The sequence below is a fragment of the Pseudomonadota bacterium genome (assembly GCA_039193195.1).
Classification (GTDB): domain Bacteria; phylum Pseudomonadota; class Gammaproteobacteria; order Steroidobacterales; family JBCBZW01; genus JBCBZW01.
The window spans coordinates 1-14,790 of the sequence record JBCCWS010000075.1 but is presented as its reverse complement, the minus strand read 5'-3'; the positions used below and the strand labels follow the sequence as shown (position 1 = coordinate 14,790).

Annotated in this window: 13 protein-coding genes and 1 tRNA gene; 3 read left to right on the top strand and 11 right to left on the bottom strand. The window is 64.7% G+C overall.

The genetic code is table 11. The features are described from left to right. Positions 1 to 137: 137 nt before the first annotated feature. Together AAGA68_26385 and AAGA68_26380 are read right to left on the bottom strand one after the other, a co-directional pair. Positions 138 to 968 (bottom strand): HAD family hydrolase, encoded by an 831-nt coding sequence (locus tag AAGA68_26385; protein ID MEM9388596.1) that lies wholly within the window; start codon positions 966 to 968, stop codon positions 138 to 140. Between the two features lie 23 nt (positions 969 to 991). Beyond that, a tRNA-Ser gene (locus AAGA68_26380) sits at positions 992 to 1,083 on the bottom strand. A gap of 79 nt (positions 1,084 to 1,162) precedes the next feature. Here AAGA68_26380 and mltF point away from each other — a divergent pair. Then, positions 1,163 to 2,863: a membrane-bound lytic murein transglycosylase MltF gene (gene mltF, locus AAGA68_26375; GenBank protein ID MEM9388595.1), complete on the top strand. Its 1,701-nt coding sequence runs from the start codon at positions 1,163 to 1,165 to the stop codon at positions 2,861 to 2,863. Positions 2,864 to 2,994: 131 nt separating this feature from the next. After that, positions 2,995 to 4,224: a methyl-accepting chemotaxis protein gene (locus AAGA68_26370; GenBank protein ID MEM9388594.1), complete on the top strand. Its 1,230-nt coding sequence runs from the start codon at positions 2,995 to 2,997 to the stop codon at positions 4,222 to 4,224. Here AAGA68_26370 and tadA read toward each other — a convergent pair whose 3' ends face one another. The 3 genes from tadA to guaB all read right to left on the bottom strand — a co-directional run bounded on the left by tadA (position 4,225) and on the right by guaB (position 7,991). Then, positions 4,225 to 4,728 (bottom strand): tRNA adenosine(34) deaminase TadA, encoded by a 504-nt coding sequence (tadA, locus tag AAGA68_26365; GenBank protein MEM9388593.1) that lies wholly within the window; start codon positions 4,726 to 4,728, stop codon positions 4,225 to 4,227. A gap of 24 nt (positions 4,729 to 4,752) precedes the next feature. Continuing rightward, positions 4,753 to 6,342 carry a glutamine-hydrolyzing GMP synthase gene (gene guaA, locus AAGA68_26360; protein ID MEM9388592.1) on the bottom strand — a complete coding sequence of 530 codons (1,590 nt, stop codon included), beginning with the start codon at positions 6,340 to 6,342 and terminating at the stop codon, positions 4,753 to 4,755. A 182-nt stretch (positions 6,343 to 6,524) separates the two neighbouring features. Next, on the bottom strand, positions 6,525 to 7,991 hold the full coding sequence (guaB, locus tag AAGA68_26355) for an IMP dehydrogenase (protein ID MEM9388591.1): 1,467 nt from the start codon (positions 7,989 to 7,991) through the stop codon (positions 6,525 to 6,527). A gap of 121 nt (positions 7,992 to 8,112) precedes the next feature. Between guaB and xseA the strand changes: the two genes are divergently transcribed. Next, positions 8,113 to 9,810 (top strand): exodeoxyribonuclease VII large subunit, encoded by a 1,698-nt coding sequence (gene xseA / locus AAGA68_26350; GenBank protein ID MEM9388590.1) that lies wholly within the window; start codon positions 8,113 to 8,115, stop codon positions 9,808 to 9,810. Positions 9,811 to 9,859: 49 nt separating this feature from the next. Here the strand turns inward: xseA and AAGA68_26345 are convergent, their stop codons facing one another. The 6 genes from AAGA68_26345 to AAGA68_26320 all read right to left on the bottom strand — a co-directional run bounded on the left by AAGA68_26345 (position 9,860) and on the right by AAGA68_26320 (position 14,647). Beyond that, positions 9,860 to 10,822: a PQQ-dependent catabolism-associated beta-propeller protein gene (locus AAGA68_26345; protein ID MEM9388589.1), complete on the bottom strand. Its 963-nt coding sequence runs from the start codon at positions 10,820 to 10,822 to the stop codon at positions 9,860 to 9,862. Further along, positions 10,819 to 11,637 carry a hypothetical protein gene (locus tag AAGA68_26340; protein ID MEM9388588.1) on the bottom strand — a complete coding sequence of 273 codons (819 nt, stop codon included), beginning with the start codon at positions 11,635 to 11,637 and terminating at the stop codon, positions 10,819 to 10,821. Before AAGA68_26340 ends, AAGA68_26345 begins: the two co-directional genes overlap by 4 nt. Positions 11,638 to 11,966: 329 nt before the next feature. Beyond that, entirely contained in the window at positions 11,967 to 12,446 is a 480-nt protein-coding gene (locus tag AAGA68_26335; protein MEM9388587.1) for a CHRD domain-containing protein, read from the bottom strand. A 142-nt stretch (positions 12,447 to 12,588) separates the two neighbouring features. Beyond that, a complete protein-coding gene (locus AAGA68_26330; protein ID MEM9388586.1) occupies positions 12,589 to 13,698 on the bottom strand; it encodes a homoserine O-acetyltransferase in 1,110 nt (369 codons plus the stop codon). 264 nt (positions 13,699 to 13,962) lie between these two features. Beyond that, positions 13,963 to 14,472, bottom strand: a complete 510-nt coding sequence (locus AAGA68_26325; protein MEM9388585.1) for a GGDEF domain-containing protein — start codon at positions 14,470 to 14,472, stop codon at positions 13,963 to 13,965. 31 nt (positions 14,473 to 14,503) lie between these two features. Further along, positions 14,504 to 14,647, bottom strand: coding sequence for a hypothetical protein (locus AAGA68_26320; protein MEM9388584.1), 144 nt, complete (start codon positions 14,645 to 14,647; stop codon positions 14,504 to 14,506). Positions 14,648 to 14,790 lie beyond the last annotated feature (143 nt).

Below are 14,790 nucleotides of genomic sequence, written 5' to 3'. Positions count from 1 at the left end.
CCGCGCTCTTCTCGCCAGCGCTGCAGGGCCGCTCTGTTGACTCGCCTGACGTCTCAGTTCGGCCCGCTCTTCGTCGGTCAAATGGATAGGAGTACTCATAGCTGGAATTGTACTCCGAATCTAGCTGTTACACTCCACTAGGACTTGTCGAGGTCGAAGCGCTCGCGCAGAAAGCGTGCGATGCCGTGATCGTCATGATGGCCGATCACCGCCGTCGCAGCATCCTGCACGAGCGCCTTGGCGTTGCTTGGCGCGTAGGCTTCGTCGGCCACAGCGAACATGCTCAGATCGTTATCGCTGTCGCCAAAGCAGAGCACACGCGTAGCATTTAGCTGTTCGCGTAGCACCTGCACCGCGGCGCCCTTGCTCGCCTCCACATGGTGCAGGTCGATCCACCTCAGGGAGGGGCCTTCGGCTGCAACACCGGCGTAGGCGACCAGCTCCGGCTCGTCGGCGATCAGTGCTTGCACGGCATCGATCGCGGCAGGAGCGCCGAGCGCGCTGATGTTGGTGATCTCGGCGTCGGCGGGGAGTTCTGCCACACCGCGCACCTCTACACCAGACAGCTGCGCGTAATCCGCTGCCAAGCGACGCTCCACCTCGTTGTGGAGCGGGGCGTGGTAAACCACGTGGCGATTGCCGGGCTCGAGCGTGAACAAGAAGGGGGTGATCCCCTGGCTCATTACGGCGCCGACCACATGCTCCAGCTCGCTCAAGGTGAGGGAGGTCTGGTGCGTGTAGTCGCACGCCTGCGGATCCCAGATCAACACGCCGTTCTTGTAGGCCTGCGGCAGGCTGAACCCGTGGCCGACGATGAGATCACGCGAGGCGTGCAGCGTGCGACCGGTCGCCACCGTGTAGTGGATGCCGCGGGCCGCAAGCAGGCTTAAGGTCTCGCGCGTGTACGCGGAGATCGTCGACGACGCATCGAGCAGGGTGCCGTCGAGATCGAAGACCAAGAGCTCCATGTGCTTCTCACCGGGCTGAGGGATGGCGGAGAGGGTGGGATTCGAACCCACGTGGGGCGGTAGGCCCCCAACCGATTTCGAGTCGGTGCCGTTATGACCACTTCGGTACCTCTCCAGGCAGCCCGCGATTATTTTCTCTTGGAACTGTCGCGTCAAGGTGACGGCGGCAGGAGGCACACGTCGCGCAGCCGAGTATGATCGAGCGGGTGAACCCCTGGATCCGCTCAAGCTGGAGAATTGCACTGCGCCGCAGCGCTCGCTGGTGGCGCCTTGCGTTTCTCGCCACCTCCGCGGCCCTACTCGGCACGTGCTCCTATCCGGTCAGCGAGCTGGAACGTCTACAGGAGTTGGGCCGCCTACGCGTGGTCTCGCGTAACGCGGCGACGAGCTTCTATCTGGCCGCGGAGGGCCGCCCCGTGGGGGTGGACTACGAACTAGCGGAAGGATTCGCCGAACGTCTGGGACTCACGCTCGAGTTCATCCCGTTGGAAAACGTGGGCGATCTGCTACCGAGCGTTGAGGAAGGCTTGGCGGATATCGCCGCCGCGCACATCACGGCCACGGCAGAACGCGCGCAAACCGTTCGCTTCGGACCTGCCTATCAGCAAGTCTCCACCTTCGTGGTCTACAAGCGCGGACAGCGACGACCGCGCAGCGTCGAAGACCTCGCCGCAGGTCGTCTCGCCGTCATCGCGGACAGCAGCCACCTAGAGCGCTTGGAAGCCTTGCGCGAGGAGCACCCTGAGCTGCGCTGGGAGGAGTTGCCCCTGGCCTCCGTCGAGGAACTCTTCGAAGCTGTTGAGGAAGGGGATTTCGACTTCGCCGTCGCCGACTCCTCGGCCTATCAGCTCAATCGACGCTACTACCCCGAGGTGAGGCGCGGCTTCACCCTGGCCGATCCAGAGCCCATCGCGTGGGCCTTCCCCCCGGGGCTCGATCGCAGCGTCCTGGATGAGGCCCAGCGCTACTTTCTAGAGCTACGCCTGAGCGGGGAACTGCAGCGGGTCATCGATCGATACTACTCCCATACCGATAGCTTTGATTGGGTAGGTACGCGGACGTTTCTGCGTCACATCGAGTCCCGATTGCCGCGCTATGAGCCCCTGTTCCGCCAGGCGGCAGCGGAGGTTGGTATCGACTGGCACCTGCTGGCAGCCACGGCCTACCAGGAGTCTCACTGGGACAAAAACGCAGTCTCCCCCACCCGAGTGCGGGGCCTGATGATGCTCACGGAAGCGACCGCCTCGCAGCTGGGCGTCGATGACCGCACGGCGCCAGAGCAGAGCATCCTAGGCGGTGCCCGGTATCTGCTACAGATGCGCGATCGCCTGGATCCGCAAATCCAGGAACCGGACCGCACTTGGCTTGCGCTCGCCGCCTACAACGTAGGTTTCGGCCATCTCCAGGACGCGCGAACCCTGACCCAGATGCATGACCGCAATCCGGACCTTTGGACGGACGTGCGCGAGCACCTACCCCTGCTGTCCCGACGCCGCTGGTACTCCCAGGTCCCCCGCGGCTATGCCCGCGGCCGCCAGCCTGTCGAGTACGTTCGCAACATCCGCAGCTACTACGACATCTTGCTCTGGAAGGCCCCTGACGTGGAATTGACGGTGGCGCCGGAAGAAGAGGCGTCCCTGGCGCAAACCGAGGCTGCCGCCTTGGACGCGACGACCGCGAACACCTCGACTGGGCCAGCCTCGAGCGAAGACTCGCCCGACGCCGGCACCCGCGACCAAGTACCCACGCAGACCGACGTCCGGGTGAGCGCGCCCACCGACGATCTTGCCGCGCCTGACGTTTCTCCAGGGCCCGAGGCGGCGGCGCCCGAGGACGCACCGCCAGCGCCTGCGCCAAGCGAGGACGGCGCCGTCACCGCCGCCCCAAATCTGTGAACCGCCCCACACTTCCCTTCACGCATGGGGCGAATTACCAAAATGCCAAACACGGTCGCACGTCCGGGTGGCGCTGACAGAGTAGCGTCGCTCGTATGCCCTGCCCCCGCCCATGCCTAGCGGAGTGATCGATGCAACCGACCCACGACGACAACCCTGCTGACGCTGAACTCGCCGCGTTGAAGCGCGAACACCAGGCCCTGAAGGAGACCCTGACCGGCAAGGATTCCGAGTTGAGTGCCATGCGCACGCTGGTGACCGAGTGCACACGAGTCATGCGAGGGGTCGCCCAAGGCGATGTGAGTCAGCGCATCGGTGCCAAGGCCGACGGCGAGATGGGTGAGCTCGTAGAATCGATCAACGCGACCTGCGGGCGCGTCGGCGAGCTGACCCAGCGCATCGCCGAGGCGGCTGACAGCATCACGCACAGCGCCCAGAGCGTGGTAGAGGGCAATCGCACACTATCTCAGCGCACGGAAGAGCAGGCCTCGTTCCTGCAGCAAACGGCGGCCAACATGGAGGAGATGACCCAGACCGTTCGCCAGAACGCCGACAGTGCTCAGCAGGCGGATACGCTTTCGAACACGGCGAGCAACACGGCCAACAAAGGCGGCGATGTGGTCCGCAAGGCCATCGAGGCCATGGGCGAGATCAACGACTCGAGCCGCAAGATTGCCGACATTATCGGCGTGATCGACGAGATCGCTTTCCAAACCAACCTCCTCGCCTTGAACGCCGCGGTGGAAGCCGCGCGTGCCGGTGAGCAGGGTCGCGGGTTCGCCGTGGTCGCGAGCGAGGTACGCAACCTCGCCCAGCGCTCGGCCAGCGCCGCCAAAGACATCAAGTCCCTAATCCAAGACAGCGTGGCCAAGGTCGACGAGGGCTCGCGATTGGTCGATGAGTCCGGCCAGACGCTCGAGAGCATCGTCGATGGCGTCACCCAGGTCAGCCAGATCATCGGAGACATCGCCAAGGCTTCCGCCGAGCAGGCGAGCGGGATCGATGAGATCAGCAAGGCCGTCAGCCATATGGATCAGGCCACGCAGCAGAACGCCGCGCTCACTGAAGAGGCCACGGCCGCCAGCGAGGCCGCCGGTGAGGAAGCGGGCGCCTTGCGCGAGCTGGCCGCTTTCTTTCAAAGCAGCGGCGCCCCCTCGGGCGGCGCCGCGCTGAAGTCCTCGGCGCCTTCGGCGAGCCCCAAGGGACCGCCGAACGGCGTTGAACGCCGCGGGTCCAATCGTCCGTGGTCCGGCGACGGGTCAAGCTCGAGCAGTGCCGCTAGCAGCGCCAGCGGAGCATCCACGCGCGCGGCCCCGAGTGTCGGCACCCCGGACGAAGACGGCGCCTGGGAAGAGTTCTAGCTAAGACGCATGACCGTCATACCCCTTCGACGCTCGACGGCGGCGAACGAAGAACGCCCGTAAGTGCTGCCCACACACGTCGCTCATCACACCGCCCTGCACGGCGATTCGGTGATTCAGCGACGGATGATCGACCAGGTTGAACACGGTCCCCGCAGCGCCTGCCCGCGGGTCCGGCGCCGCGTACACGAGCCGCGCGATGCGTGCATGCACCATCGCACCCGCGCACATCGGGCAGGGCTCTAGGGTGACGTAGAGGGTGCTGCCCGTCAGGCGGTAAGTCCCGAGGCTACGCGCGGCGGCACGCATCGCCACCATCTCCGCATGGGCGGTGGGATCGTGGGTCGCGATAGGTCGATTGCTTCCCTCCGCCAGCAACGCACCGTCCCGCACGATTACGCACCCCACGGGCACCTCGCCGCGAGCTTCTGCCTGCTTGGCTAGGGCCTGGGCGTGGGCCATCCAGCGGGTGTCGACATCTTCCGCCGCGACGCGCTCATTCATCGGCTCGGCCGTAGGTGACGCGACCTATTCCCACTCGATGGTGGCAGGCGGCTTGGCGCTAATGTCGTAGGTGACGCGGGCGATGCCATCGATCTCGTTCATGATGCGGCGCCCAACGAGATCAAGGAATTCATAAGGTAGGTGGGCCCACCGCGCTGTCATGAAGTCGATGGTCTCCACGGCGCGCAGGGCGGCCACGTAGCCGTACACGCGATAGTCCCCCTGGACGCCGACCGAGCGCACCGGCAGCAACACGGCGAAGGCCTGGCTGACCCGATCGTAGAGCTCGGCACGGCGCAGCTCCTCGAGGAATATGGCGTCAGCCGCCCGAAGCAGATCGGCCTTCTCTTGGTCAACCGGGCCGAGAATCCGCACCCCAAGCCCCGGGCCTGGAAAGGGGTGGCGGTAAACCAGGTCGTGCGGCAAGCCCAACTCCAAGCCGATCCGCCTCACCTCGTCCTTGAAGAGCTCGCGCAAGGGTTCGACGAGTTTCAGGTTCATTCGCTCGGGCAGGCCGCCCACATTGTGGTGCGACTTGATGACCTTTGCTTTGCCGGTAGCCGCGCCCGCGGACTCGATGACGTCGGGATAGATCGTTCCCTGCGCCAGGTACTCGATGCCGTCCAATGCCTTAGCGTGCTTCTCAAACACCTCGATAAACAGGCGACCGATGAGCTTGCGCTTCTCCTCCGGATCGGCGACGCCCGCCAGCGCCTGCATAAATTTATCGCCCGCGTCGTGGCGAATCACGTTCACGCCGAGATGAGCGGCAAAGGTCTGCATCACCTGATCGCCCTCGTTGAGGCGCAGGAGCCCCGTGTCGACGAACACGCAGACCAAGCGGTCACCAATCGCCTTGTGCAGCAGCGCCGCCACCACGGAGGAGTCCACGCCGCCGGACAGGGCGAGCAGGACGCGACCTTCCTCGCCCACGGTCTCCCGCACCCGGGCTATGCTGTCTTCGATGATGTTGTCGGGGTTCCAGGCTCGACCGCAGCCGCACACCTCGTGCACGAAGCGCTCGATGATGCGCTGCCCCTGGCGCGTGTGGGTGACCTCCGGATGGAACTGCAGGGCGTAGAGCCCGCGCTCCTCATCAGCCATGCCCGCGAGCGGGGCGCTGTCGGTGCTCGCGATTAGCTTGAAGCCCGGCGGCAGCTCGTCCACGCGATCCCCGTGACTCATCCACACATCGAGCAGGCCGTGGCCCTCGGCGTTCGTGTGATCTTCGATGTCGCGCAGCAAGCGCGAATGGCCGCGCGCGCGCACCTGCGCATAGCCGAATTCGCGATGGGTCGAAGGCGCAACCTGCCCGCCGAAGTGTGCCGCCATGCTCTGGAACCCGTAGCAGATCCCAAGCACTGGCACGTCTAGGGCGTAGACCGCCTCAGGAGCGACCGGGGTGACCTCCTGACCAACGCCGCCCGTCACCGACTCAGGACCACCCGAGAGAATCACCCCACTCGGCGCAAAATCCCCAACCGCGGCATCGCCTGCATCCCAAGGGTGAATCTCGCAGTAGACACCGGCTTCGCGGACCCGACGGGCGATCAGCTGCGTGTACTGCGAACCGAAGTCGAGGATCAGGATCTTCTCGGCGTGAATATCGCTCATGCGTTCCCCGTGTGGCTAGTGTCCTGAGCTAGAACTTGGTTGACTCGAGTTCGCGGCGCCCTTTCGCCCCTGAACAAATCGCTCCTCATCCCGTGGGGTTTGCCAAGCTCCTCGTCGTGCCCGATCGAACACCCGCGTGCGACAATCAACGAACTTCTACCTCACGACTAGAGGCCTATCAGCTAATCCATTCGATAGTTAGGCGCTTCCTTGACGATCGTCACATCGTGCGCGTGGCCCTCGCGAACGGCGGCGGTGGTGATGCGCACGAAGCGCGGCTGGGTGCGCATCGTCTCGATATCCGAGCTACCCGTGTAGCCCATGGCCGAACGCAAACCGCCAGCCAGCTGATGAATGATGGCGCCCAGGGGACCCTTGTACGGCACGCGACCCTCGATACCCTCAGGCACCAGCTTTTCCACCTCGTCCGTCTTGTCCTGGAAGTAACGATCGCTAGAACCGTGGCGACTGGACATGGCACCGAGCGACCCCATGCCCCGGTAGCTCTTGTAGGAGCGCCCCTGGTAGAGCTCCACCTCGCCTGGTGACTCCTCCGTGCCGGCGAATAGGCTGCCCACCATAATCGTGTGAGCGCCCGCCGCGATCGCCTTCGCAAAGTCTCCGGAGTAGCGAATACCGCCGTCGGCGATCACCGGCACGCCGGTTCCTTCCAGGCCCTTTACGGCACGGGTGATGGCGGTGACCTGAGGCATGCCGACTCCCGCAACCACGCGCGTGGTGCAGATGGAACCGGGGCCAATGCCCACCTTCACCGCGTCAGCACCCGCCTCCACCAAGGCCAGGGCCGCGTCAGCCGTAACGATGTTGCCGGCGATGATCTGCAGATCCGGCCACTGCCCCTTCAGGCGGCGCACGGTATTGAGCACCCCCTCGCTGTGTCCGTGGGAAGTGTCGACTACCACGACGTCCACGCCTGCGTGCACCAACGCCTGAACCCGATCATCGGTGTCCGCCGACGTGCCCACCGCCGCTCCTACACGCAGAGCACCGCGCGAGTCCTTGCATGCCATTGGATAGTCGGAGGCCTTCTGAAAGTCTTTGGCAGTGATCATGCCGCGAAGCTCAAAGCGCTCCCCCACCACCAGCACTTTCTCGATGCGATGCTTGTGCAGCAGGTGCAGCACCTCCTCTTCGCTAGCGCCCTCACGCACCGTAACGAGGCGCGCCTTGGGCGTCATAACGCTGGTCACCGGGGCGTCTAGATGAGTTTCGAAGCGAAGATCGCGATTGGTCACGATGCCGACCGTCTCCTCGCCATCCACCACCGGCACGCCCGAGATGCGGTGGGCGCGCGTGAGGGCGAGCACCTCGGCGATTGTCTTGTCTGGGCTGACCGTAATGGGGCTGGAAATGATGCCGCTTTCGTACTTCTTGACCGCGCTGACCTCGGCGGCCTGGCTTTCCGGCGTCATGCTCTTGTGCACGATGCCAATGCCGCCCTCCTGGGCGAGGGTGATGGCGAGGCGCGCTTCGGTCACCGTGTCCATCGCCGCGGAGAGCAGCGGAAGATTGAGCTCGATCTCCCGGGTGAGATGCGTGCGAAGGCTGACGTCCCGGGGTAGCACCTGGGAGTAGGCGGGTTCTAGCAGCACGTCATCGAATGTGAGGCCTTCGTCGACGAGTCGCATAATTCCTCCTGAATGCTGCCTGATGAGTTAACCGAGTATTGTATAGCAAAGGCACGCTCTTTGGCGGCCGCCGCGCAGGTCGCGATCGCCTACCCAAGCGGCTCTACGGGCGGATCAGGCGGTGGGCTACAATCACCCCATGCCGCGCAACCCACCGCCGCCAAAGCCACAACAGGAAAACCTGTTCGGGTCTTCCACCGCACCACCGACATCCTCGCGCCGGAGCGCCACCCCACGACGCCCGAGCAGCACAACTAGCGGCTCTTCCGAGACGATCGCGGACGAGGTAACGAGCGCACCGGCCACCCAGCGGGCCACCCAGCGGGCCGCACGGCGCGCTGCCGAGCGCGCCGTGTTTACGGTCAGTCGACTGAATAGCGAGGTACGGGGCCTGCTTGAGAAATCCCTGCGCACAGTGTGGGTGGAGGGCGAGATTTCCAACCTCTCACGACCGGGTTCGGGGCACGTCTACTTCACGCTCAAGGACGCCCGCGCCCAAGTTCGTTGCGCACTGTTTCGCCAGCGTGCACAGAGCACCGGTCCCCTACGCGATGGCCAAAAGGTCCTCGTACGAGGGCAGCTGACCGTCTACGAGGCACGCGGGGAGTACCAGATTCAGGTCGATACGGTCGAGGAGACCGGTGAGGGGGCCCTACGGCGGGCCTACGAGGAGCTGAAGAAGCGCCTCGCCGCTGAAGGCCTGTTCGCCACCGAGCGAAAGCGGACACTACCAACCCTTCCGCAGCGGATCGGCGTACTCACCTCGCCCACCGGCGCCGCGGTACGTGACATCCTGCACGTGCTCGGTCGGCGTTTTCCCGCCGTGCCCGTGCGCATCTACCCGATTCCCGTTCAAGGCCCTGAGGCGGCGCCGAGGATCATCGCCCAGTTGCGCAAGGCCGAACGCCGACGGGACTGCGACGTGTTGATCCTCGCTCGCGGTGGTGGCTCGCTAGAAGATCTATGGGCCTTCAACGAGGAGCGCGTGGCGCGAGCCATCGCCGCCTGCGACATTGCCCTAGTGAGCGCCATTGGCCACGAGACGGACATCACCATCGCGGACCTGGTAGCCGATCTGCGCGCACCGACACCGTCCGCTGCGGCCGAGTCGGTGGTGCCGGACGGCATCGAGTGGCTGCGACAGCTGCGCACGCTCGAGCAGAGGTTGCTCTCGGCCACACGGGCGCACGTAGCGCGCAGTCAGCAGCGGTTTCGGTGGATGCAAGGCCGCTTGCGTCAGCAGCATCCGGCAATGCGCCTACGGCAAAACATGCAGCGCGTCGATGAGCTTGGCGAGCGCCTGCGGCGCCTGACCGCCCAGCGAATGCAAGGCACCGCCCTGCGCCTGCGCAACCTACAGGAAAGGTTAGGAAGAGTCGCACCTGGTCGACGTATCGAAGAAGGGGAGCGACAGCTAGCGACCCTGCGGCAACGTCTAGGCGCAGCCGCCACGCGCCTTGCGCGGCAACGCGCAGAGCGACTAGGGGCCCTCGAGGCACGCCTGAACCGAGCCTCGCCGACCCATCGACTCCCCGCCCTGATCGCTCAGCAGCAAAGCGTTCAGACACGTTTGGAAGCCGCCGCGCGTCGCCAGCACGAGCGGCTGTCCGCGCGCCTGGCGCGAGCAGCGGATACGCTGCACGCGGTCAGCCCGCTGGCCACGCTCTCGCGCGGCTATGCCATTGTGGAGCGATCGGCGGAACGCACGATCCTACGCAGCGCCGCGCAGGCGTCAGTGGGGGAATCGGTTCGGGCGCGCCTCGGCGAGGGGACGATCGAGGCGCGGGTAACGGCGGTGGAGCCGAAGGGGAAGGGGTAGGACGCCGACTGACCTACGCCAGCGTCCTGCCGAGCGGACTCCTACTGGGTTAAGCGTCGACCACCACGCCCCAGGGGCCCTTGCCGACTGCGATCGTGTTAATCACTTTGTTGGTCTCGACGTCGATCACGGAGACCGTATCGCTGCCGCCATCGGTAGTGAACAGTCGCTCGCGCGCCTTATCGAAGCCGAGGCCCCAGACTCGCCGCCCGACCGGTATCTCATCGAGCACCTGCAGCGTGTCGGCGTCTAGCACGTAGATGCTGTTGCTGCGCCCGCCCGCCACGTAGAGGCGCCCCGTCGCCGCGTGCTCGAGGATGTCCTTCGGCTTAGAGCTCGGGTCCTTGAGTTTCGCGCGCCGATCGATCTCGAAGTTCTCGAGGTTCACGCGCACGATCTCCGCGCCGATCTCAGCGGTGGCGTAGGCGAACAAACCATCGGCGCTGAAGGTAGCCGAACGCGGACGTGAGCCCACCAGCACGTTCTCGATCAGCTCGTGGTCCTCCGTGCGAATCACGTGCAGCATGTTGGTGGACTCGCTGGTGATGATGACCAGCTTGCCGTCCGGGGAGATGGCGACGCCCTCGGGCTCGATGCCAACCTCCACCTCGGCGATTACCTCACCGGAGGCCGGACGCAACACAGACGCCTGGGCGTCTTCCTCATTGGCGATGTAGAGATCGCCGTTGGCGTGAACCATGAAGTTCTCAGGATCCTCTCCGCCATCGAGGTTGCGCAACACCTTGCCGCTGGCAGGGTCGACCACGGCGATAGCGTCGTCGCGTCCGAGCGCGATGTAGATTTCTTTGCCGTCCGGCGACATGCCAATGCCGCGCGGTTGCTGCCCCACCTCCACCGTATCCAACACCTCATAGGTGGTGGCATCGATGATCGACATGGAGCCTTCGTGTTCGTTCGTGACGTAAATGCGGTTGCCAGCACTGGCGCTCCCGGCGGCCACCAAGCCAGCGGCCATCACGGCCATCACGGCCGAACTATTGAATTTATTCATTGGGCACTGCCCTCCTCACATCCGTTGAAGCCCAGGGTATCCAATTCGTGGGCGGCCGCGACGCCACGCACGGGCGCCGTGCCGACCACCTTGCCGTCTTTCTCGAGCAGGATCATTTGGTTGAGTTGCCCACTCGCGCGGAATCGCATGGGCACGCCCTTTTGGCCGTCGAACTGCACCTGATCACTGCGCAGGGCGCTGAGCAGGGTGCTCGGCTGTGCCGTGCCCTGCTCCATCACCACCTGCGCGTAAAGTCGCGTACCGGCCCAACCCGCATAGGACTTGTCGCTCATGGGGGTCCCTTGGGCCTCTTCGAAGCGATTGCTCAGCTGAATCGCGGCGTAGCGGCGGAACTGCGTATTCCATACCTTGGCCACGACACCGTCTCGATCATTCCCGGCCTCGGCCCATTGGCTGAGCGCATCCTCCCGCATTCGGTCGCTGGCCGGAGCGTGAAAGGCGTTCGCCTGGCAGGCCGCGCGCAGGGACTCCTCCGTCGCGCTCAGGTTGACCACCGGTAGCGCAACGTTGTCTCGCGCCAGGGCGAGAAAAGGCTCGGCGGGCAGGGCCGCGAACAGGGCCGCCACCCCTTCGGGCAGCGTCATGGCCGCCCCGCCGCCGGGCTCGATGTGTTGGTGCTCGAAGGCGTAGCCAAGGAAGCGCCCCTGACGGTTCGCTTCATCGACGGCCTGCCGAAAACCAAGGTAGGCATCGCTCTTTGGCCCAACGAAGACTAGTGTCACTGTCTCCTTCGCGAGCGCCTCGCCCACTCCTAGGGCCATTGCCAGCATCACTAAGCCAGCAGCGGTAGTCACCGTGTTTCTCAAGTCTCCCCCCTCCGCTCTCAAGCAAGCCTCCAGCTGTGATCACGCCTTTGGCACTGGCAAGGCAGCTCGCCATTATGGCGAGCACAAGCAACTGGTCCAATGCTGACACTTAGGACATGTGCCAAACTGACTCTGCGGCATGAAAGATCGGGAAATTTTCCCAAGTTCACAACGTCGCCCCAGAGCACCGTGCCCTGGAGTCGGTGCGCGTATCAGGCGAGAAGCATCCGCGCGGAGAGGAACCGCGAGGGCGCTAGGGGGAGGTTAGGGTTGGCGGCTGGGCAGCCTTCGAGGCGTGCCGGGGCGGAGCCGGCGCGCTAGAGCCAGACGCCGGGTGGAAGCTGTTGACGCTCGAGTTTGCCCGTGAGGCGCATGCCGCGCTTGTCGAGCAGTCGCACCTCCACTTGCCAGTCGTCGCCAGCGAGTTCTTCGGCCTGTCGCGGCGTCAGCTGAACGCTTCCCGAGAGCTCACCGCCGCGCACGTCGCCGGAAGACTCACCCACGGCGAGATCCAGCACCAGCGGGCCGTCCACTAGCGGTGCGCTGTCCGGCTTGCGCACGGTCACCTCGGCCCGACGCGCTGGGGTACCTGCCCACTCGATCTCCCAGGACAGCTCGTTGGTCGAGTCATCCAGGGCGATGCTCGCGTTCCCGCGGGCGGGGCCACCTTCCGCCGAGGGCCAGCCGTCGGCCGTGAGCTCGGCAGCGTAGCTGGTGATCGCCGCCTGCGTTGCGCCAGCGGCCAACAACAGCAGCACGGCGCACGCGCCTTGGCAGGCTTTGTTGTTCAATTTCACTCGGGCGTACTCCCCGACACACGCTTGTCGCGTTGCGATGTGGTCATTGTGCACGAAAAGGATTCGTCCAGGGAACACGGATGGACGCTCGCAAGACTCGATTTGCCGTAGAAACGGGCGGGACGAACGGCCGTTTACATCATTATGTTAAACTCAGTAGGTGCGAGAAGGCCTCCGCGATCGGTGGCCGGAAGCCATCCATGTCGACGAGGAAGGAGTCGTGGCCCTGGATAGAGGGCAATTCCACCAGGTTGACCTCGCGCTCAGGCGTACGCAGCATCTGCGCCAGCTCGCGCTGCTGCTCGATGGGGAAAAGAAAATCGGTGACCGCGCCCATAACCAGCGCGTACTCAAGGCAGCCATCGCTCGCCTTACCGCACGCTAGCGTTGGGCCGTGGTCCGTGGCGTCGAACAGATCCATCGCGTGCGAAAGGTAGAGGTAGCAGTTCGGATCGAAGGCACCGGTGAACTTCATCGCGTGCGCCTCGAGGTAGCTCTCCACCTCGAACTCGATCCCAAAGGGCCCGACGCGAAACGACTCACCGGGCTCTCCGCGCGCGTCTGGCACTCGTTCGCGACCGAAACGATGCTTCCACTCTTCGGCGGATCGGTAGGTGATCATGCCTAGCTTTCGTGCTAGGCGCATACCACGAATCGGTCCGGTGCCGAAGGGGTACTGGCCGTCACACCAATCCCTATCACTGCGGATCATCTCTCGCTGGAGCGAACGCAGAGCTATCGAAAACGGTAGAGAGCGTGCGGCCGAGGAGATGTTCACCAACGCGCGTACCTGGGATGGGTATTGCAGGCAATAGGCCAACGCACTCATGCCCCCCATCGAAGGCCCCACCACCGCCAGCAGGCGCTTGACTGCGAGACTTCGGACGACCTCGTGAGCGGCGGCGGCGACGTCCTCCAGTGAGAGCACGGGGAAGTTCAGTCGGTACGCATTCCCCGTGGCCGGATCGGTAGACGCGGGACCCGTACTGCCGAAGCAGCTCCCCAGGGAGTTTACGCAGATGACATACAGGCAATCGGTGTCGATGGGCTTTCCTGGTCCGATGACGTCCTCCCACCAACCCGGCGTGGGGTCGGCCAGGGAGGACGCCGCGTGAGACGATGGCGACAGCCCGGTCATGACGAGCACTGCATTGCTGCGCTCGCCGTTGAGCTCGCCCCAAGTCTCGTACGCCATCTCGACCTGCTCCAAGCGACCGCCGCGACGCATACGAAAGGGGCCGCCCAAGCTCATCAGCGTGGCCGCCGGGGGCACTCGCGCAGTGGTGACATCAGCCATGACAGAACCAACGGGGCATCGACTTCGATGGAGCGCAGTGTACGGCAACCAGGCATCGAGCGATCAACCGATCTGGAATATCCTCAGGTCGCGGTGCGGGCGCAGTGCTAACGCGCTCCTCGACGAGGCGCCTTCAGAATCACCGCATCCCCCAGCACCTGCTCAGGATGTACGACCATCCGATCGCGCCCGTCATCCTTGGCCTTATACAACGCCCCATCAGCTGCCTACAAAATGCTCGATGGATCGGCCGCGGCACGGGCCCTGACACAAACCACACCCACGCTGATGGTGACCACGCAAGCGGTCGGCGATGCCGGATGCGCTATGGCACGTGCTCGCATCGCCGCGCGCATCCGATTGGCGGCATCGGTCGCACTCTCCACCGTGCTGGGGCCCAATGATGAGGGCGAACTCCTCACCGCCGTAGCGAGCGGCCAAGTCCCCCTCACGGCCCACCATGGCCCGCAGCACGTCAGCAACGTGCACCAGGCACCGGTCGCCTTGATGATGGCCGTAGCGATCGTTGTAGGCCTTGAAGTGGTCGACGTCGATCAGCAATAGGGCCAAAGCAGTATCGTCGTGCCGCGCTCGTCGCCACTCGCGCTCCAGGTGCTCATCGAAGCTACGACGGTTGCCCAAGCCCGTAAGGGAGTCCATCAACGAAAGACGCCGCAGTTCCGCGACAAGGCCGTCCGCCCGCTCCTTCTCGAGCAATATCTGGCCCACCGCATGTTTGAGCTCGCCGATTCGCTGGTCACTAAGCGGCGTTCAACGCCTCGTTCTCCGCGTTGCGCTCGCGCATAGATGCCACCAGATCCAGGTTCTCAAGGGCGCTCTCGATGGAGCGACGATAGTGTTCCCCGAATCGCCGCGCCACCATCAGGATGAAGGCCGACCACACGGCTAGCCTGGATTATTCGTGAGTGTTCGTCGCGAGGGCGCCGAGAGGCAGCAAAACACGGGGTGGCGCGCAGTGGAAGGCGCGCAGGCGTACTCAGCAGTACGTGTCGAGCACCTGCAACGAGCACGCGCCGTGTTTTGCTG

Coding starts and splice junctions, on each gene's coding strand:
- guaB (MEM9388591.1), bottom strand. CDS start 7,991: ATGCGACTCGTCGACGAAGGCCTCACATTCGATGACGTGCTGCTAGAA.
- AAGA68_26385 (MEM9388596.1), bottom strand. CDS start 968: ATGGAGCTCTTGGTCTTCGATCTCGACGGCACCCTGCTCGATGCGTCG.
- AAGA68_26330 (MEM9388586.1), bottom strand. CDS start 13,698: ATGAGCTTGGGCGGCCCCTTTCGTATGCGTCGCGGCGGTCGCTTGGAG.
- mltF (MEM9388595.1), top strand. CDS start 1,163: ATGATCGAGCGGGTGAACCCCTGGATCCGCTCAAGCTGGAGAATTGCA.
- tadA (MEM9388593.1), bottom strand. CDS start 4,728: ATGAATGAGCGCGTCGCGGCGGAAGATGTCGACACCCGCTGGATGGCC.
- AAGA68_26345 (MEM9388589.1), bottom strand. CDS start 10,822: ATGAATAAATTCAATAGTTCGGCCGTGATGGCCGTGATGGCCGCTGGC.
- guaA (MEM9388592.1), bottom strand. CDS start 6,342: ATGAGCGATATTCACGCCGAGAAGATCCTGATCCTCGACTTCGGTTCG.
- AAGA68_26370 (MEM9388594.1), top strand. CDS start 2,995: ATGCAACCGACCCACGACGACAACCCTGCTGACGCTGAACTCGCCGCG.